Annotated in this window: 15 protein-coding genes; 10 read left to right on the top strand and 5 right to left on the bottom strand. The window is 67.5% G+C overall.

What is annotated here, in order from left to right:
* Nucleotides 1-226: 226 nt before the first annotated feature.
* Entirely contained in the window at nucleotides 227-2,941 is a 2,715-nt protein-coding gene (locus C7450_RS04565; protein WP_110373143.1) for a winged helix-turn-helix domain-containing protein, read from the top strand.
* A gap of 240 nt (nucleotides 2,942-3,181) precedes the next feature.
* On the opposite strand, the gene C7450_RS04570 is transcribed toward C7450_RS04565, so the two are convergent.
* The 4 genes from C7450_RS04570 to C7450_RS04585 all read right to left on the bottom strand — a co-directional run bounded on the left by C7450_RS04570 (nucleotide 3,182) and on the right by C7450_RS04585 (nucleotide 7,808).
* Entirely contained in the window at nucleotides 3,182-3,574 is a 393-nt protein-coding gene (locus C7450_RS04570; protein WP_110373144.1) for a nuclear transport factor 2 family protein, read from the bottom strand.
* Between the two features lie 29 nt (nucleotides 3,575-3,603).
* Nucleotides 3,604-4,761 (bottom strand): acyl-CoA dehydrogenase family protein, encoded by a 1,158-nt coding sequence (locus C7450_RS04575; RefSeq protein ID WP_110373145.1) that lies wholly within the window; start codon nucleotides 4,759-4,761, stop codon nucleotides 3,604-3,606.
* A 152-nt stretch (nucleotides 4,762-4,913) separates the two neighbouring features.
* The gene (locus C7450_RS04580) at nucleotides 4,914-6,536 is read right to left on the bottom strand and encodes a class I adenylate-forming enzyme family protein (RefSeq protein ID WP_170147045.1); all 1,623 of its coding nucleotides are present in this window, start codon (nucleotides 6,534-6,536) and stop codon (nucleotides 4,914-4,916) included.
* A gap of 216 nt (nucleotides 6,537-6,752) precedes the next feature.
* A complete protein-coding gene (locus C7450_RS04585; RefSeq protein WP_170147046.1) occupies nucleotides 6,753-7,808 on the bottom strand; it encodes an MBL fold metallo-hydrolase in 1,056 nt (351 codons plus the stop codon).
* 205 nt (nucleotides 7,809-8,013) lie between these two features.
* Between C7450_RS04585 and C7450_RS04590 the strand changes: the two genes are divergently transcribed.
* The 8 genes from C7450_RS04590 (at nucleotide 8,014) to C7450_RS04625 (ending at nucleotide 16,338) form a co-directional block, all read left to right on the top strand.
* On the top strand, nucleotides 8,014-9,222 hold the full coding sequence (locus C7450_RS04590; RefSeq protein WP_110373148.1) for an acetyl-CoA C-acetyltransferase: 1,209 nt from the start codon (nucleotides 8,014-8,016) through the stop codon (nucleotides 9,220-9,222).
* 50 nt (nucleotides 9,223-9,272) lie between these two features.
* Nucleotides 9,273-11,423, top strand: a complete 2,151-nt coding sequence (locus C7450_RS04595; protein ID WP_110373149.1) for a 3-hydroxyacyl-CoA dehydrogenase NAD-binding domain-containing protein — start codon at nucleotides 9,273-9,275, stop codon at nucleotides 11,421-11,423.
* A 106-nt stretch (nucleotides 11,424-11,529) separates the two neighbouring features.
* Nucleotides 11,530-12,531 carry a zinc-binding dehydrogenase gene (locus C7450_RS04600; protein WP_110373150.1) on the top strand — a complete coding sequence of 334 codons (1,002 nt, stop codon included), beginning with the start codon at nucleotides 11,530-11,532 and terminating at the stop codon, nucleotides 12,529-12,531.
* Nucleotides 12,532-12,645: 114 nt separating this feature from the next.
* Nucleotides 12,646-13,089 carry a hypothetical protein gene (locus C7450_RS04605; RefSeq protein ID WP_110373151.1) on the top strand — a complete coding sequence of 148 codons (444 nt, stop codon included), beginning with the start codon at nucleotides 12,646-12,648 and terminating at the stop codon, nucleotides 13,087-13,089.
* Nucleotides 13,086-13,493, top strand: a complete 408-nt coding sequence (locus tag C7450_RS04610) for a MaoC/PaaZ C-terminal domain-containing protein (RefSeq protein ID WP_110373152.1) — start codon at nucleotides 13,086-13,088, stop codon at nucleotides 13,491-13,493. The genes C7450_RS04605 and C7450_RS04610 overlap by 4 nt, the downstream gene beginning before the upstream one ends.
* Nucleotides 13,494-13,534: 41 nt before the next feature.
* On the top strand, nucleotides 13,535-14,014 hold the full coding sequence (locus C7450_RS04615) for a VOC family protein (RefSeq protein WP_210206358.1): 480 nt from the start codon (nucleotides 13,535-13,537) through the stop codon (nucleotides 14,012-14,014).
* A gap of 96 nt (nucleotides 14,015-14,110) precedes the next feature.
* Nucleotides 14,111-15,007, top strand: coding sequence for an alpha/beta fold hydrolase (locus C7450_RS04620; RefSeq protein ID WP_110373153.1), 897 nt, complete (start codon nucleotides 14,111-14,113; stop codon nucleotides 15,005-15,007).
* Between the two features lie 92 nt (nucleotides 15,008-15,099).
* Nucleotides 15,100-16,338 (top strand): ABC transporter substrate-binding protein, encoded by a 1,239-nt coding sequence (locus C7450_RS04625; RefSeq protein WP_170147047.1) that lies wholly within the window; start codon nucleotides 15,100-15,102, stop codon nucleotides 16,336-16,338.
* A 131-nt stretch (nucleotides 16,339-16,469) separates the two neighbouring features.
* Here the strand turns inward: C7450_RS04625 and C7450_RS04630 are convergent, their stop codons facing one another.
* The gene (locus C7450_RS04630) at nucleotides 16,470-17,222 is read right to left on the bottom strand and encodes an SDR family NAD(P)-dependent oxidoreductase (protein ID WP_110373155.1); all 753 of its coding nucleotides are present in this window, start codon (nucleotides 17,220-17,222) and stop codon (nucleotides 16,470-16,472) included.
* Between the two features lie 433 nt (nucleotides 17,223-17,655).
* Between C7450_RS04630 and C7450_RS04635 the strand changes: the two genes are divergently transcribed.
* A complete protein-coding gene (locus C7450_RS04635) occupies nucleotides 17,656-19,335 on the top strand; it encodes a class I adenylate-forming enzyme family protein (RefSeq protein WP_170147048.1) in 1,680 nt (559 codons plus the stop codon).
* Nucleotides 19,336-19,347 lie beyond the last annotated feature (12 nt).

A 19,347-nucleotide genomic window follows, 5' to 3' on the forward strand; every position in this document is an offset into this window, starting at 1 on the left:
GGGGCGCTGCACCCTCCCGGGCAGCGCGGATTTACTGAGGGCTACACCCAGCCACCGGCCGGCGGGACCATTCCCCCCCCCCCCCCCCCCCCCCCGGATAATTACAAAAATCGTTCCAGATGCATCTTGTTTTTTCAACCAGACGAATGGTAGAAAATCGGCACGACGCCGGATCAAGGACGCGGTAAGCCTGTCCGCTCCGGCACCGCAGGGAGAGGAAGACGCCATGCCCACGTTGTGCACGAAGTTCGTCCCGCCGCTGGAACCTCTCGGGATGCTGGACCGTGCGCGCCTGCGCACCCTGGCCAGCGAGGTCGCCCGTCACCGGCTCACCGTCATCCAGGCGCCCGCCGGCTACGGCAAGACGACCCTGATGGCGCAATGGCACGACGAACTGGCGTCGGGCGGCGCCACCGTAGGCTGGCTGACACTCACCGCACGCGAAAACAGCGCCTCCGCCCTCATCGGCTCGATCGCGGCGATGCTGTCGCGCATCCCCGGTCTCGGCGATGAGCTCTGCCCCTTCGCCGCCCATCAGTCCTTTCTCAACGCTGACGCCCTGATGGTCCAGGTGATCGAGCGCCTGTCGGCGCACGCCGAGCCCGTCTTCCTGTTCTTCGACGACGTGCATGCGCTCGATGCGGAGGCGGCGGTGGCGCTGGGCGATTTCGTGGCGCACGCCCCCGGCCAGGTGCATGTCGCCTTCGGCGCGAGGGACACCCGCCATATCGAGCTCGCGGCGATGCGCGCCTATGGCCAGCTGTACGAAATCGGCTACGCACAGCTCAGCTTCACCATCGCCGAGGCCTCCGCGCTCCTGCTCGGCGCCGGCGCGCCCGGCCTGACGGATACTGAAGTCGCCGCGCTCGTCGGCAAGACCGAGGGTTGGGTGACGGGCCTCAAGCTCGCCCTCCTCGGCATGGCCAAGTCCCCGGATCCCAGCGCCTTCGTGGTGGCGTTCTCGGGCCGCCGCCGGGCGATCGCCGACTATTTCGAGGAGGATGTCTTCGCCGGCCAGCGCCCCGACGTGCAGCGCTTCCTGCTCGAGACCGCCGTGCTTGAGCGGCTGACGCCCCGGCTCTGCGAGGCGATGACCGGCGCGGCCGGGGCCGGCACCATGCTGCGGGCCCTCGAGGAGCACGGCCTGTTCATCGTCCAGATGGACGACGAGGGTGCCAGCTTCCGCTACCATAGCCTGTTCGCCGAGTTCCTGCGGCGCAAGCTGGCCGAGACCGAGCCCGGCGCCGTCGCCCGGTTTCACCGCCGCGCCGCCGCCTGGTTCGCCGGCGAAGGCCAGGTCGTCGAGGCGCTGGAACACGCGCTTCAGGCACGCGACGACGCCATGCTGGTCGACCTTTTGGAGCGCAACGCCGACGAGCTGACTTTCAAGGGAAAGATCGGCATCATCGCCCAGTTTGCGGCCGGTTTGACCGCCGAGGCGCTGGCGCGCGCGCCGCGCACGGTGCTGGCCATCGCCTGGCTGAAGACCCGCAGCCGCAACACTGCCGAGGCCGAGCGTCTGCTGGCCATCGCCCGCGCCCATGTGGCGGAACTGCGCGCCGGTGACGCCGGCGATCCGGACGCCATCGCCGCCCTCGAGCATACCATCCGCCATCGCGCCATGGTGATCGCCGCCGCGCGCGACGAGCCGGCGCGGGTGGAGGAGGAGTGCAACTCCCTCATCCAGATCTTCGGCACCCAGCGCCCCTACCTCACCTGCACCGTCTACGGCCAGTTGGCCGCGGCGCGGCGCGAGCAGTTCCGCTTCGATGGCCTGGAGAAGCTCTACGCGCAGGCCCGCATGCTGGCGGACGAATCGGGCTACCGCTTCGCCAAGATCGCCCTGCAGGCCTCCGTCGGCCTGTCTCTCCTGGCCGCCGGGCGCACGGAGGCGGCGGCCACCGCCCTGGAACAGGGCCTCGCCGAGAGCGCCCGCTGGGCCGGACCGAAATCCGGGCTCGGTGCCCTCGTCGCGCTGCCGCTGGCCGACCTCCGCTACGAGGCCAACGATCTCGACGCGGCGCGCCGGCTGGTCGACGACCATCTGCCCGTCTCGCGCGAGATCTGCTTCGTCGACCAGCTCCAGGCGGGCCATGTGGTGCGGGCGCGCCTGCATGCCAGCGCTGGCGACATGGCCGGAGCGCGCCGGGCGCTCGACGAAGCCATGGAGGTGGCGCATGAGGGCGACCTGGAGCGACTTCGCCTCGCCGTGATTCACGAGCAGGTGCGTCTGCTGCTGCGCAACGGCCAGCCCGAGGCGGCGCTCCAGCATGCCGCCGCCGCCAAGCTTCCCGACAAACCGGATGGCCTCGGCCCGGCCGGCAATGCCACCTCGCGTGACGATCTCCGCGCTGCCATCTGGGTGCGCATCGCCATGAGCCGCGATCAGATGGCCGAAGCCCTCGCCCTCGCCAAGCAGTGGCGGGCCTTCTGCGCCAGCCGCGGCGCGCGGCGCGCCGGCATCCGCTGGAACATCCTGGCGGCCCAGATCCTGATGATCAACGGCGATCCGCGTGCGGCGCAGCGCCTGATGCGCGAGGCGATCGCCCTCGCCTCCAATGCCAATGTGGTGCGCAGTTTCCTCGACGAGGGCACCGCCGTGCTCACCATCCTCACGGAGGCCTATGGCGATGCGCTCGAATCGCAGCACCCGACCGACCTGTTCGCCCGCCACGTGCTCGACGCCTTCCGCAGCCGGCGGACGGCGCCGGTCGTCGCGGTGGTGCCGGGCGACGAGGGCCTCTACGGCCGGCTGAGCGGCAAGGAACTGGAAATCCTGACGCTGGTCGGCTGCGGCATGCGCAACCGCGAGATCGGCAACCGCCTCGGCCTCTCCGAGGGCTCGGTCAAGTGGTACATGCAGCAGGTCTACGACAAGGTCGGCATCCGCCGCCGCTCCCAGGCGGTCGAACGGGCCAGGCAATTCGGCCTGATCGCCTGAAGGCCGACGGGCGCGGCCCGGACGCACGCCATCCGGCGGGTTCCGGTGCCACGACGGCGGCGCCCGCGCGGGCCCGGCATGACGGACCCGCCGCACCCTCTCATCCCCGGCCGCGGGAAGTGCTGGGTCGCTAGAGCATTTTCGCGTTTCTCCGAATCGCGAAAATGATCCATGTCTTTGTTTTAGCGCATTTTCTTCACGCGAACCGGTGTCCACTTCGCTCGAAAATGCTCTAGCCGTTCAGGGCGTGTCGGCCGCCACCAGTGCGGCCGTATCCCAGTAGTAGGGGACGATCTCGCGCAGCTTGCCGTCGCGAAACCGCCACAGCTCCATCACCGTCGTGTCGAAGGCGGTGCCGGTGCGGCGCGAGCGGCCGGTCAGCTGCAAGCGCAGCACTATGGTGTCCGCGGTCTCGCCGAGGAACTCGATTGGCACAGCCTTCACGCCCGCCCAGGCGCCGACGATCTGCTTGCACAGCGCCTTCCAGCCGGCGATGCCGCGCCAGGCCCCGCCATAGGGCAGGCCCTCCGCCTCGTGGCATACGAAATCCGGGTCCATCATCGCGCCGAGGGTTTCGAAGTCGCCCTTGTCGAGCGCGGCGAAGAACGCTTCGCAGAATGCCCTGTATGCCATATTCACCCCAGTTCAGCTCCGATACGTCCTCAGTTCATCTTGCGGTCGTCGAGACCGATCGACCGGGAGATGATCTCCTTCATGATCTCGGACGAGCCGGCGAAGATGCGCGTGACGCGGGCATCGGTGAACATCCGCGAGATGCGGTATTCCTCCATGTAGCCCGCCCCGCCGTGCAACTGGACGCAGGCGTCCGTCACCCGCCCCTCGACCTCGCTGGAAAACAGCTTGGCCTCGGCCGCGACCTCGGCCGTGAGGCGGTCGGCGTTGTAGAGCAGCACGCACTGGTCGATGAAGGTCTGCGCCACGTCGAGCTGCGTCCGCAGGTCGGCCATCACGAAGCGTGTGTTCTGGAAGGCGCCGATGGGACGGCCGAAGGCCCGCCGCTCGCGGACGTAGTCGAGCGTCAGGTCGAAGGCCGTCTGGGCGGCCGCCATGGAGCCGACCGAGGCGATGAGGCGCTCGCAGGACAGGAAGCGTGCCAGATAGGCGAAGGCCTGGGTCGGATCGCCGAGCACGTTGTCCTTCGGCACCTTGACGTCGTGGAAGAACAGCTCCGAGGTGTCCTGGGCCGACATTCCCATCTTCTTCAGGCGCCGCCCGCGCTCGAAACCGGGCATGCCGGCCTCGACGATGAACAGCCCGAGCCCGCTGCGCTTGTCGGGCACGGTACGCGCCACGACGATGACGAGATCCGCCAGCTGCCCGTTCGAGATGTAGGTCTTGGAACCGTTGAGCAGCCAGTGGTCGCCCTTGTCCTCGGCATGGCTGCGGATGCCGCCGATGTCCGAGCCAGCGCCCGGCTCCGAGATGGCGACGGCGAGGATGGTCTCGCCCGAGATGCATTTCGGCAGAAAGCGCTGCTTCTGCGCCTCACTGCCGAGGCCGCCGATATAGGGCGCCACCAGCCCCGAATGCAGGTTGATGTAGAAGCCGAGCTCGCCGTTGCGGATGTTCTCCTCGTAGACGATCTGCTCGTAGCGGAAATCCTTGACCCCCGCGCCGCCATAGGCCTCGTCGGCCCACATCAGCAGATAGCCGAGCTTCCCGGCCTTCAGATAGGCCTCGCGGTCGACATAGCCCTGCTCGCGCCAGCGCTCGCCATGGGGGGCGATCTCGCGCTGGAAGAAGCGGCGCACGCCGTCGCGGAACTGCTCGTGCTCGGGTTCGAAGATCAGACGCTGCATGGCGGAGGCTCCGGGACGCGCTCGACGGGTCCAGTCGTGGATGACGGCGATGGCAGGGCATCGCGCGCCAGGGACCGTGGGCATGACATCACCCGTCATTGCCGCGGCGCCACCATGGTCCGCACCTACCGAAAGAAAGGGCGCGTCCCCGCTCAACCGTGGCCGGCGGCAAGCTCGGCCGCGATGCGGTCACGCAGCCGGTGCTTCTGCACCTTGGTGGCCGACATCGGCCAATCCTGCACGAAGCGCAAATAGCGCGGGATCTTGTAGCGGGCGATCTTGCCGGCGCAGTAGGCGAGCACGTCGTCGGCGCTGAGCTCGGCGCCGCTCATCAGCTCGATGAAGGCGGCGACGACCTCGCCGTAGCGCTCGTCCGGCGCACCGACCACCTGCGCCTGCTTGACCGCAGGATGGGAACACAGAAAGGATTCGACCTCGAGCGCCGAGACATTCTCGCCGCCGACCTTGAGCTGGTCCTTGAAACGCCCGTGGAAGCGCAGCCGTCCGCCGGGATCGACCGAGCCGATGTCGCCGGTCCGGCAGAAGCCATCCGGGGTGAAGGCCGCCGCCGTGAGTCCCGCATCGCCGAAATAGCCATCGAACAGGCCAACACCGCGGATCTCGATCTCGCCCGGCTGGCCGGGGCCGGCCGGCTGCTGCGTCTCCGGATCCACGATGCGGACGTCCCATCCCGGCAATGGCGTGCCGCAGGTGGTGAGCCTATCCTCGGCGCTGTCGTCCGGCGGGCTGAAGGTGACGGCGCCGCAGGCCTCGGTCAGGCCGAACGCACTGCACAGGGTCGCCGTGGGAAAGGCCGTCTGGATCTTCATCTGCACATCGGGCGGCGCCACGCTGAACACGTAGCGGGCGCTGCCGAAGTCAGCCTTCGCGAAGCGCGGATGGTCCATGATCGCCAGGGTGATCGGCGGAAAAAGCGGATAGAGCACGGTCGGCCGGAAGCGCTCCACGAGGTCGAAGGCAGCGTCCGGTGTGAAGTGGCGCATGCCGATGTAGAAGCCGCCTCGCGACAACACCAGCGACATGAAGATGATGCCGCCCACGTGGAACATCGGCAGCGGGCACCACCAGATGTCGCGCTCGCCGATGGCATAGCGTTCGGCGAGCCTGGCCGCGGTCGACAGGAAGGCGCGGCTCGAGAGGATGCAGGCCTTGGGGTTGGCGGTGGTTCCGGAGGTGTACATCAACAGGAACGGCGCCGTGGCCGCCGGCGCCTCGCCCTCGTCCGGCAGCGGCAGGGCGAGTGCCCGGTCGCGCAGCGCCGCCGCCTCGACGAAGGCCGGGCGTGGCGCGCCGATCTGAACGATGGCCCTGAGCCCGGGGACGCCGTCGATCGCCAGCGCGCCGGCGTCGGTCTGCGTCTCTAGCCCCGGCAAGGCCGAGGCGAGCAGTTCGGCGAAATTGACGACGTCGTCGATCGCATCGGTGGTGTAGATCGCCGCCATGCCGGAATCGACGATGATGTGGCGCGTCTCGATCGTCTTGAAGCGGGTGTTCATCGGCACCGTGACGACGCCGATCATCGCGGCGCCGATCATGATCTCGACGAAGTCGACCGAGGTCGGCATCAGGATGCCGAGTCGATCCCCCGCCCCGAGCCCGAGCACCTTCAGCTCCCGCGCCCGGATGCCGGCATTGTCGAGGAGCGCGCCGTAGGTGCGGCGATCGTCGCCGATCAGCAGCGCGGTCGCCTCCGGCCGGAGGTGCGCCACGCGACGCACCATCCGGATGTAGCTGTCCTCGACGGCTTCGGTCATCGGCCTCCTCCTCGGCGGGGCGTCGCCTGCTTCGGGCGCCCGCATGGTGCCGTGCCGGCCGCCGGCGACCTTGAATCTAAGGGCAGGCCCGCGGAAAACGCCTATCTCAAGATAGGCCGGCGCCATCGCCCGCGCATGTAATTCCCACGAAGACTGCAGTATTCATTCGCGCGACACAAGTAGAGCGATACCACAGCCTGCGCTGCCGGCGCCTGCCTAGCCGGCGATCTCCGCGAACCGCCGGGCGGATACGGGCGTGGCGTGCCAGGTGACGACGCAGCCTTCGTCCACCGGCTCCAGCTCGCCGGTGCGGCGCAGCAGGTTCACATGCGACAGAAGGTCGGCGATGCGCAGGGGCAGCATGCCCAGCTTCGTATGGGGGATGAGCGCGTCGAGCAGAGCCCGCACCGTCATCGGTCGCCCGGCACAGGCCTCGACCAGGCTGGCGCAGCGCCGGGCGTGGTGGGCGCGCGTCTCGCGCAACTGGTCGGGTGCCCCGCGAAACGGCAGGCCGTGCCCGGGCAAGACCAGGGTCCGCGCTCCGACGTGCCCGTCGAACAGCGCCAGATAGTCGAGATAGTCGCCAAGCGGCGTCTCCCCGGGCTCCTCGGGCCGCGTGCCCACGAAGGGTGACTGGCCCGGCAGCATCTGGTCGCCGGGCAACAGGATGTCGCGCCCGGGGCTGACGAGGCTGAGGGGAGCGGGCGAATGGCCGCCGGGGCCAGACAGCACCTGCCACGCCGTTCCCGCCATGGCAATAGCCGGTTCGTCATCCAGCATGACCGGTGCCTCGGGCAGCGGCCCCATCTTGGAATCGATCGGCTCGGAACGTTCGCGCAGCATCCGCGCCTCGTCCGGATCGCAGCCCATGCGCAGGAGATGCGCCTCGAAGCGGTCCGCCTTGTCGGCGGGCTGCGGCTCAGCACTTCCGACCAGCGCGTCCCACTCGCCCCGGGAGGTAAGGATCGCCGCATCGGAGACATTCTGCAGCCATCCCGCCGCACCGGCATGGTCGGCGTGAAAGTGGGTAAGGATGACCCGGCCAAGGCTCCGCAAGCCACCGAGTGGGGCGAGGATCTCGCCCCACGCCTGGCGGGTGCGCGCATCGTCGACGCCGGCGTCGATGGCCGTCCAGCGATCACCGTCGCGCAGAAGGTAGATATTGACGTGATCGAGGCTGTAGGGGATGGCCACACGGACCCAGAGCAGGTCGTCGGCAATCGCCACGGGGGTGTTGAACGGCGGGGGAGTATCGACGAGGAACTGCGGCATCGGGTGAGCAAGACTTCCTGGCAACGAGGTCCTTGGCAACGAGGTCCTTGGCAACGGGGTTCCCCGACGGACTTTGAACACTGCGGCGATCATGGTGCCGCCTGCCGGCGAGGCCAACCTTTCTTTTGGTAGGTGCGGCCCATTTTGCGCTGCGGCATTGGGGGATGGAATGCCCTGCGCGGGCCTCAGATCCTGGATCATGCCAATGACCGAAGCCTTTATTTACGACCATGCGCGCACGCCTCGCGGCCGGGGTCGTCCTGACGGCGCCCTGCATGAAGTGACGGCGGTGCAACTCGCCGCGCAGATGTTGGGCGCTGTGCGCGACCGCAACAGCCTCGACACGGCGCTGGTCGACGATGTCATCCTCGGCTGTGCCCAGCCGGTGGGCGAGCAGGGCGGCAATATCGGCCGCGCCGCGGTGATGACCGCAGGCTATGCCGACAGCGTCGCAGGCCAGCAGGTGCACCGGTTCTGCGCGTCCGCGCTGGAGGCCGTCAACAACGCCGCCGCACAGGTGATGGTGGGAGCGGCGGATGCCGCCATCGGCGGCGGCGTGGAATCCATGTCGCGCGTCTCTATGGGCGCTGACAGCGGGGCTTGGACCGCCGATCCGACGGTCGCCTACGACACCTATTTCGCGCCGCAGGGTATCGGCGCCGACCTGATCGCCAGTATCGACGGCTTCAGCCGGACAGATGTGGACAGCTACGCAGTCGAAAGCCAGCGCCGTGCCGCCGAGGCCTGGCGAGAGGGGCGTTTTGCGCGCTCGGTCGTGCCGGTGCGCGACGTACTCGGGGACGTGCTGCTCGACCATGACGAGCACATGCGTCCGGGAACGACGCTGGAGCAGTTGGCGGCACTCAAGCCGGCCTTCACGGCGCTGGGCGAGAAGGCCGGCTTCGATCTGGTCGGCATGCAGAAATATCCCGCGCTCACCGCCGTGAACCACGTCCATACCGGCGGTAATTCGTCGGGCATCGTGGATGGGGCGGCCGCGGTGCTGGTCGGCAGCAGGGCCTTCGGCGAGCGGGCAGGCCTCAAGCCCCGTGCCCGGGTGCGTGCCTTCACCTCCATCGGCAGCGAGCCGACGATCATGCTCACAGCGCCGGCCGAGGTCACGCGCAAATGCCTGTCGCGGGCCGGCATGCGCGTGTCGGATATCGATCTCTTCGAACTCAACGAGGCTTTTGCCTCGGTGGTTCTGCGCTTCATGGCGCAACTCGAGCTCGACCACGCCAAGGTCAATGTCAACGGCGGGGCGATTGCCATGGGTCACCCCCTGGGTGCCACCGGTGCGATGATCACGGGCATTGTGCTGGACGAGCTGGAGCGGCGCGGCCTTGGAACCGCGCTCGTGACGCTGTGCGCTGGCAACGGTCTCGGGACCGCCACCATCATCGAGCGCGTCTGAGACGCGTTCCGGCCAGTTCTGCGGCCTGAGCCGCGACACGAGACATCATCATGAACCATCTAACGCTGACCATCGACGCCGATGGCATCGCGCTCATCACCTTGGACCACGCGGCGGAGACGATGAACCTCGTGTCGCCGGAATGGCTGGCGGAATTCGCCGCGGCCGTCGAGACGGTGGCCACGGACCCGGCAGTGAAAGGCGCGATCGTCACCTCTGGCAAGAAGGCCTTCATGGCGGGGGCCGATCTCAAACTGCTATCGAAGGGCTTCAGCAAGGCCGAGGCGCTCGCCTTCAGCGAAGCGCCAACGCGCATGCACCGCCGTCTCGAAACCTGTGGCAAGCCCTTTGTTGCAGCCCTCAACGGCCTCGCCCTCGGCGGTGGCTTCGAACTGGCGCTCGCCTGCCACCACCGTCTGCTGGTCGACGATCCGAAGGCGGTCGTCGGATTGCCGGAAGTCAAGGTCGGGCTCCTGCCCGGTTCCGGCGGAACCCAGCGGCTGATCCGGCTGATCGGCGTGCAGAAGGGCCTGGAGTTGCTGCTTTCCGGGGCGGCGCTTGGTCCGGCCGAGGCCTTGAAGGCCGGGCTCGTCGATGCGGTCGTGCCTCCCGGGGACCTCATCACGGCGGCGAAAGCCTGGCTGATGGGAGCGCCCGATCCGGTCCGCGCCTGGGACCGAAAGGGCTATGCCGCGCCGGAAGCGGGCGGTCTCCTCAACCCGGGCATGGCCGCCCTGTTTTCCATGCAGCCAGCGGCGAATGCCGCCAAGACCTTCCACAACGATCCCGCGCCGGCGGCCATCACGTCCGTGGTGTTCGAGGGCATTCAGCTGCCGTTCGACAAGGCCTTGGCGGTGGAGAGCAAATATTTCGCGAAACTGCTTTCCGGCCCCGTGGCGCGCAACATCATCCGCACGACCTTTGTCAGCAAGGGTGAAGCGGAGAAGCTCGCCAGCCGACCGGCCGGCGTTCCCAAGGCGAATTTTGCCAGGGTCGGCGTGCTCGGCGCCGGCATGATGGGGGCCGGTATCGCCTATGTGGCGGCGGTGGCGGGCGCCGAAGTGGTGCTGATAGACCGCAGCCAGGCAGAAGCCGACAAGGGCAAGGCCTTCGCGGAGAAGACGCTGGCGCGCGAGGTTGAGCGCGGCCGGCGCAGTGAGACTCAGGCCGACGACATCCTCTCGCGGATCAGGCCAGGCGAGGATTTCGCGGCACTTGCCGGCGTGTCACTGATCGTCGAGGCGGTGTTCGAGGAAACCGCGGTGAAGGCCGACGTGACGCGGCGGGCGCAGGCGGTGGCCGGCCCCGACGTGATCTTCGCCTCCAACACGTCGACGCTTCCGATCAGCGGTCTCGCCGAGGCTTCTCAGCGGCCCGAAGGCTTCATCGGTCTGCACTTCTTCTCGCCGGTCGATCGCATGGCGCTCGTCGAGGTCATCCTCGGCCGCCGGACGAGCCAGGAGACGCTTGCTCACGCGCTCGACTTCGTGGCCTTCCTGCGCAAGACGCCGATCGTGGTCCACGACAGCCGCGGCTTCTACACCAGCCGCGTCTTCCAGACCTTCATCCATGAAGGCATGGCCATGCTCGGCGAGGGAATCGCCCCGGCCCTCATCGAGAATGCCGCGCGTTTTGCCGGCTTTCCCGTGGGCCCGCTGGCGGTCACCGATGAGGTGACGCTTGAACTCCCCATGAAGATCATCCGCCAGGCCGAGGCGGAGGTTGGCCAGGCTTTCGAAAGGCCGTGCGGCACGCCGGTTCTCGAGCGGATGCTTGCGGCAGGCCGTGGCGGACGCAAATCCGGTGGCGGCTTCTACGACTATCCGCAGGACGGCCCCAAGCGCCTTTGGCCGGGACTGGCGGACATCTATCCCGTACGCGCCGACCAGCCTGACATCACCGAAATTCGCCACCGGCTGCTCGCGATTCAGGCGCTTGATACGGCCCGTTGCCTGGAGGAGGGCGTGCTGACGACCGCTGCCGATGGCGACCTTGGCTCGCTTCTCGCCTGGGGGTTCCCCAGCTGGACAGGCGGTACGCTCTCCTACATCGACACGGTCGGGCTTGAGGCCTTCGTCGCGCAATGCGACGGGTTCGCCCAGCGTTATGGCAGCCGTTTCGAGCCAACGCCGGCGTTGCGCCGACGGGCTGCGGAGAATGAGCCGTTCTACCCGGCCCCTGACGGTGCAGAACGGGCTTGACACACGGCTTCGCGCATTTGCGTTCAACCGGGGGGCGCGTGCCGCCCGCTCGCGGTCAGTTTCGGCGCGCGGCGCGAAGACGCTCAGCGCGCGAATGGAGAAGCCTATGAAAGCTTTTGTCCTCACAGATACAGCGGGGCCGGACAGCGCCGTGGTGCGCGACGAGCCCCGGCCCGTGCTCACCGCCGGCTGCGTGCGCGTCGCGCTGAAGGCGGCTTCGCTCAATCATCGTGAACTCTGGATCTCGCGCGGGCTCTACCCCGGCATGAAATTGCCCTGCGTCATGGGCGCGGATGGGGCGGGCGTTGTGACGGAGGTGGCGGAGGGTGTCGATCCGGCGCTGGTCGGGCAGGAGGTCGTTCTCTATCCCGGCGACGGCTGGGGCGACAACCGCCGTTTTCCGGCGCGCAGCTTCGCCATGCTCGGCATGCCGCTTCCCGGCACGATCGCCGAGGAGATCTGCGTACCGGCGACGACCGTCTTCGCGAAGCCGGCTCATCTGTCCTTTGAACAGACGGCAGCACTGCCGACCGCCGGCATCACCGCCTGGCGCGGGCTCACGGAGAGGGCCGCGCTCCAGAGCGGCGAGACACTCCTCGTAACCGGTGTTGGCGGCGGCGTCGCGACGTTCGCGCTCATCTTCGGGCGGGCGCTGGGCGCCGCGGTTTATGTCACGAGCGGGTCCGACGCGACCCTCGCGCGGGCGGCCGCGCTCGGCGCTGCGGCGGGCTTCAACTACCGCGAGCCGGGTTGGCGCAAGGCGTTACAGGAGGCCTCGCGCGGTCTTGACGTGGTGTTCGATGGCGCGCCAGCCGCGGGCCTTGCCGAATACAGCCGCGCGCTGCGGGCAGGCGCCCGCGTGGTGATCTACGGCTCGACAGGCGGCCCGACGATGACCATGGCGGCGCCGGACCTGTTTCTGCGCCACGTCACTGTGTCGGGAACGGCGATGGGCGACCTCGTCGATTTCACCGCCATGCTCGCCTTCATCACGGCCCACCGGCTGGAACCGGTGATCGACAGGACCTTTACCATCGACCAGTCGCGCGAGGCGCTTCTCTATCTGGAGAACGGCCATGCCTTCGGCAAGGTGGTGATCGCGATCTGAGGTTCGGCGGCGACGCGGCCTGAAAGGCGCTGCCCTATCGTGGGATAGGTGCCACGGGCGGCGCACCATGGAAGGCTTCCATGCGACGGATCTGTTGTGATTGGGGATTTGCATATGAGCTTCCCGCCTCCGCCCGATGTGGCGGGCACCAGCCTTGACGGCACGGAGCCTTATGTCATCGATGCCGACGAGAACCGCCGGCTCTGCGCCTCGGTGAACGCCGTGCCGGACCCGGACGGCAAAGCCCACCCGATCTACTACTACATCGCCACGCAGGTCGGCATGGGCAAGACGGTGGCGGGGCTATGCGCTGCCTGCGATTTCGATGTCGATGACGGGCCGATGATGGGGTCGTCGCAGGTGGAATTCGCGAGCACGCTCCGTACCGGCCTGCCTTATCGGGTGACCGGCGAGATTGTCAGCCTGAACCGCAAGTCGAGCCGCAAGCTCGGTGTGATGGATGTGCTCGCGTACCGGCTGCGCCTCATCGACCCGGGTGGCAGCACCGCGCTTGAAACCACCAATATCTGGGTGCTGCCCCGGAGGGAGCTCGCATGACGCTGCCAGTCGGTGCCGCCATCCCGCCGTTCGTGATCGAGGTGAACCCGGCCGCGATGCAGACCTGGGCGGTCTTCCTCAAGGACCCGAACCCGATCCATCTCGATGCCGACATCGTCCGCGCCAAAGGGCTCGGCGACCGGGTGATCAATCAGGGGCCGGCCAATGTCGCCTATATCATCAACGCCCTCACCGCCGCCTTTCCCGGCGGCACGGTCAAGTCCCTCGCCATGCGCTTCCTCGATAACGTCTACGGCGGGGAGACCGTCGAGGCGGGGGGGACGGTCACCGCCGTCGCGATCGAGGGCGACCTGCGCATCACGACTTGCGACATGTGGCTGAAGGCGCCCGACCGCGGCGCCGTGATCAGCGGCCCCGCTGTCGTCACACAGCCCGCCTTCTGAAATTCCGCGCGTCACCCACGCGCCGCAACCGGAGCCTTCGTATGCCAAGCGGCCCTTTCGCCCATATCTGCCTGCTCGTCAAAGATCTCGACAAGGCTGTCGAGGACTGGACCAAGATCCTGGGCGTGCTCGATCCCAGGCAGTTGGACCGGAAGCTCGTGCGCTACGACGATTTCGAGGGCGGCGCCGACAAGATGCGCTGGGCAACCTTCGTCTCCGAACACGGCGCCGAGATCCAGATGATAGAACCCGCGCCGGGCACGCCGCTGTACCAGCGCCTGGAGAAACATGGCGAGCATGTCCACCATATCTGCCTGACGACCAATGATGTCGAGGGCTCGCTCGAGACCTTGCGAGGCCAAGGCATCGAGACCGTGGGCGAGATCTCGAGCGATCCCACCATGAGCTGGCAGAAATGGGGCTGGGTGTCGCACCGCAGCGCCCATGGCGTGCTCGTCGAAGTCGCCAAGCCTTACGAGAGCCACGACGACGGCAAGTGGCATCCCGCACCGCCGCGATAGGACAAGTCCAAGGTGGATGAAATAGGGCATGTCCCTTCGGATTTGCTCTAGCGGCGGGGAGCGGGGCGTCTGCAAAGCGGAGGAGAACGGCATTTGATGTCACCGAGCCCCAAGTCTTCCGCGTCGGCGACGCAGGCGGAGCCTGTGGTTCGCCTGCCGTTGCGCGGAGGCTTCGCCTTGGCCGCCGAGTTCGCGGGACCGCCGCTCGGCCCGCGCGTGCTGCTGGTTCACGGCGGCGCCCAGAGCCGCCGTGCCTGGGATGTCGGCGTCGGGATGCTGAGCCGGGCTGGCTATCGCTCGATCGCGATCGACATGCGCGGGCATGGCGACAGCGACTGGGCGCCCGACGGCAACTATGCGCTGGAGCACTGGGCGGAGGATCTCACGCAGGTCGTCACCCTGCTGGCGCAGGACGATCCACGACCCGTCGCGGTCGTCGGCGCCTCCCGAGGCGGCCAGAGCGCCTTGCTCACAGCCGTTGCCCTGCCAGCGCTGGTGTCCTGTGCCGTGCTCATCGACGTTACCCCGCAGAACGATGAATCGGGGGTCGCGCTCATCAGGTCCTTCTTGCAGCGCAGCGCCGAGGGCTTTGACAGCGTGCGGGAATGCGCCGACTCCGTTGCCGATTTCATGAAGCGGCCGCGACGCTCCAGCGTGTCCGGTCTCGCCCGCATCCTGCGTCAGGACGCCGATGGTCGCTGGTTCTGGCGCTGGGACCCGCGCATGGCCGACAGCCGGTTCGTGCGGCCACCCTCCGAACAGATCCTGATGGAGGAGGCGGCGCGCAACGTCAGGGTGCCAGTTCTGCTGGTCCGCGCCGGGATGAGTGAGCTCGTCCGCGCGCAGGACGTGGAGCATTTCCGCGCCTTGCTGCCGACGCTGGAGGTCGAGGAAGTACCTGGCATCCCGCATATGATCACGGGCGACAGCAACGCAGCCTTCCTTCCGGCCGTGATCGCCTTCCTGCGACGACGACATCGGTCTGCCGGTTGAAGGCTAGCGCTGTCCGAGGGAGGTCTCACGTGCAGCGCACCATTGTCCCAATGTTCATTGAAACGCAAGAAACGATAAGGGGAAACGACAAAATGCAGGTCAATAGAAGACAAGCGCTTATCGGCGCGGCCGCGGCCGTCGGCGTGACGACCCTGGCCGGGGGGCGGGCTCGCGCCGCCGAACCGATCCGTATCGGCGCCATCCTGCCACTGAGTGGCACCGCGGAACTGGTCGGCAACAAACAGAAGCTCGGGATCGAGATCGCCCGCGATCAGATCAATGCGGCCGGCGGTGTGCTGGGACGCCCGCTCGAGATCGTCTTCCGCGACGACAAGGGCGATCCGAACGTCACGGTGGCGGCCGCTCGGGAACTCACGTCTTCCGGCGTCAATCTGATCATCGGTGCGTCGCTGAGCGCGCTCAATATCGCGCTGATCGGCGTTATCCAGTCGCTGAACGGCGTGATGATGACCCCGAGTTCGCCCCTCGATCCACTCACCCACGAGTTGTTCAATCGCAACTTCTTCCGTCTCGCGGACAATAACTTCATGCGTTGCCGCGGACTTGCGCGTGTGATGGCTGAGCGTTTCCCTGACGTCACGGTGTGGGGCGGGCTGATATCCGACTTCTCCGTCGGCCATGATTCCTGGAAGGAATTCACGGCGGGCCTGCGCGAGTTCTATCCGCGCTATGCAAAGCGGGACGTGACGATCCTCGACGTCACGACCGCCAAATTCGGGACGACCGATTACAAGACCCAGATCTTCCGCGTGCTGCAATCGCCGGCCCAGGGCGTTCTCAACGTCACGATCGGCGCCGACATGATCACCCTGTGGAAACAGGCCAAGACACTGGGGCTCAGCGACAAGTTGCAGGTCGTCGCCGACGCCGGCGGGGAACTTGACCTGCCGGTCATTCTCGGCAAGGACATGCCCAAGCAGCTCTGGTCCAACCTCCACTGGTTCTTCGGCAATCCGAACGGCAATGCAGTGAACAAAGCCCTCGTCGCGGAGATCGAGAAGCGGACCGGTGACAAGAACCCGTCGAGCCTGATCGGCCCGGCGCATGGAGCGGTTCTTGCCTATGCCGCTGCGATCACGCTCGCCAACGGCACGGCGACGCCGGCGATCATCGAGGCCCTTGAAAAGGTGAAGGTGGAAACCGCCAAGGGCACCATTATTTTTCGTCCCGAGGATCACCAGCAGATCGGCCCCGTGAATATCCTTGGCAGCGTGCCAACGCCTACCGGGCACCAGTTCAAGGACTATGTCGAGGTTCCGGGCGCGGAGATCGTCGAGCCTGCCACGCCGGGCGTGCCGATCAAGCTCTGAGCCAGCCAACCCGCCCCGGCTGTCCGGGGCGGGCTTGGCCACGGCGACTGGGTACAGCGATGAGCCGGCTGCTCACGGCGTGGCCCAGGGTCTGCGTCCGGCATGAGCTTTGCCCATACGGGCGCCTTCCGTTACAGCCGCAGGCCACCATCGACGATGATCGTCTGGCCTGTGATGTAGGACGCCCGGTCGGAGGCGAGGAACGCGACCGCTTCGGCGATCTCGGCGCCTTCGCCGAAGCGGCGCAGCGGCACGCGCTTCTTCTGCTGTGCCCACACCTCCGGCGTATGGACCTTATCCTGCAGGCTGTGCCCGAGGCCGGCGTCGATAATGCCGGGGGCCACGGAGTTGCCGCGGATGCCGTAGCGGCCTTCTTCCTTGGCGACGGCGCGTGTCAACACCTCGATGCCCGCCTTCGGCACCGCCGAGATGGCGTCGCCGGGCGGGAACCAGTAGTTGGCGAAGGAGACGACGCTGACGAAGCTGCCGCCGCCGTTCTTGCGCAGGACGGGGATCGAGAGCCGCACGAGTCGTGTGAAGCCGAGCAGCTCGATCTCGACGACGCGCAGCCATTGGTCCTGGTCGATCTGCGAGACATAGGGCTGCAGGATCGGGGCGCCGCTGGCATAAACGATGCTTCTCAGGCCGCCCGGCATCGCATCGGCATGGGCGATGGCGGCCGCGACATCGGTCTCGCTGCGCGTATCCACGCGCATGGCTTCGACGCGACATTCTGCCGGCAGGTCCGACTTCAGCGCGTCCGCCTTTGCGGCATTGCCGAAATACGTAAAGGCCATGGCCGGCCAGTCCAGCGGCATGCGCCGGCAGATAGCCTCACCGAGGCCGCCACTTCCGCCGATCACGAGTACTGCGCCGTCCTGCATCACCGTCTCCCTGCCTCACCCAACGCCAAAGCACCCCGGACGTTCGTCTGGAGTAAGTCCGCCTGTCGCGGACTTGCTCCGCTCAAAAATTGATGAGAAAATTCACAAGCTTAGATGGTATTGGACGATTCCGTCTAAGCCGGATTTACTTTAGCCGAAACAGAATAGGCCCGGCGCATTGCGCGCCGCCACCTGTCTTGGGATAGGCGGTCGCGCGAACCTTCGCACAACGGGGTGTTGGACAGCACCGGCAACCGGCCCTTGCCCATGCCGCAAAGGCCGTGGCGGCCTGCCACCCGTCCTATCAAGAGATAGGTGCTCCGGCGGCACGGCGCAGCCACATTTCGGGAATGGCGCTGCACACCATGATCGCCACCGTGTCGCCCCTTACGCCGCTCGCGGCACAGCGATGATCAGCGCCAGGAGGCCGCGCATGTCCAATGATGCCATAGCGGAGGGTGACGTCCCGCTTCCGGCGGCGCGCCCGCCGATCCCGGTGACGCTCGCCGACGTCCTGCTGCGCAGCCGCGAGGCCTGGCCGCAGGCCACCGCCCTCGTCCTGCCCGATGCCCGCTACACCTACGACGACCTCGCCAGGCGCGCCTGGGCGACGGCCCGGTCGCTGGCGGGCATGGGGGTGAAGCCCGGCGACCATGTAGGGCTGCTGTTTCCCAATTCGGCGGAATTCGTCACCACCCTGTTCGGCATCGCCATGCTCGGCGCCGTCGCGGTGCCGATCAACACGCGCTACCGGGCGTGGGAGCTCGGCTTCCTCGTCAAGGACGCGGACCTCAGCTGCATTGTGACCTATGACGGCACGCGCGACTACGTGGACTTTGCCACCCTCCTGGAGGAGGCCTTTCCGGAGCTCGCCAGCCAGCGGCAGCCGGGCCAGCTGGCCCTCGACGCGGCGCCCCTCCTGCGCGCCGTCGTCATGCTGGGCGAGACAGAGCGTCCGTGGCTGACGGGACCCGCGGCCTTCGCCGCCGCGGCGAGCGCCTGCGACAATCGCCAGTTGACCGTATGGTGCGAGGGCGTGCCGATCCGCAGCATCGCGGCAATCGTCTACACGTCCGGCACGACATCGCAGCCGCGCGGTGCCCTGCTGTCGCAGGAATCGCTGGTGCGCTCCTGGGTCATGGCCGGACGCCGCTGGGGGCTCCGCCAAAGCGACAGCTTCTGGAACCCCTGCCAGATGTTCCACATCGCCGGCATCGGCCCGCTTGTGTTCACGCTGGCCCATGGCGCGGCGTTCGTCACCGCCACCCATTTCGAGGCCGGCCAGGCGCTGGACCAGATCGACCGGGAAAAGCCGACGATCCTCTACCCGACCTATCCGCCGTTGACGATGGACCTGCTCACCCATCCGAAATTCGCCGCCACCGACACCAGCCACGCCCGCGCTTGGCTGAACGTGGCGCCGCCCGACACGCTGCGGCGCATGCAGGCCGCCATTCCGCATGCGTCGCTGATCACGCTCTATGGCTCCACCGAGGGCGGCTGCGTCACCATGCTGTCGCCGGAGGAGGATCTGGAAACGCGCATGACGACCGGCGGCCTGCCGCTGCCGGGCAACCAGGTGCGCGTCGTCTCCGCCGAGACGGGCGAGCCGGCGCCGCCCGGCATCATCGGCGAGATCCAGTATCGCGGCTACAACGCCTTCGTCGGCTATTACAAGGACCCGGAGAAGACGCGCGCCACCCTCGGCGACGACGGCTGGGTGCGGACCGGCGACATGGGCGACTTCGACGCCGCCGGGCGCCTGACCTTCCGCGGCCGGCTCAAGGACATGCTCAAGGTCGGCGGCGAGAACGTCGCGCCGGCGGAACTCGAGCAGTATCTCGAGAGCCATCCCGCAGTGAAGCTCGCCCAGGTCTTCGGCATCCCCGACGACCGCCTGGTCGAGGTGCCGGTCGCCTGCATCGAGCTGCACGACGGCATGGTCGTGGGTGCCGAGGAGATCATCGCCTTCTGCAAGGGACGCATCTCCTCCTTCAAGGTGCCACGCCACGTCAAGGTCGTGACGGCATGGCCGATGTCGCTGACCAAGATTCAGCGCGGCAAGCTGCGCGAGCAATTCATCACGGAGATGGACGAAGCGCGCGGCGCTTGACGCCCGCATCGG

The organism is Chelatococcus asaccharovorans, assembly GCF_003201475.1.
Lineage (GTDB): Bacteria > Pseudomonadota > Alphaproteobacteria > Rhizobiales > Beijerinckiaceae > Chelatococcus > Chelatococcus asaccharovorans.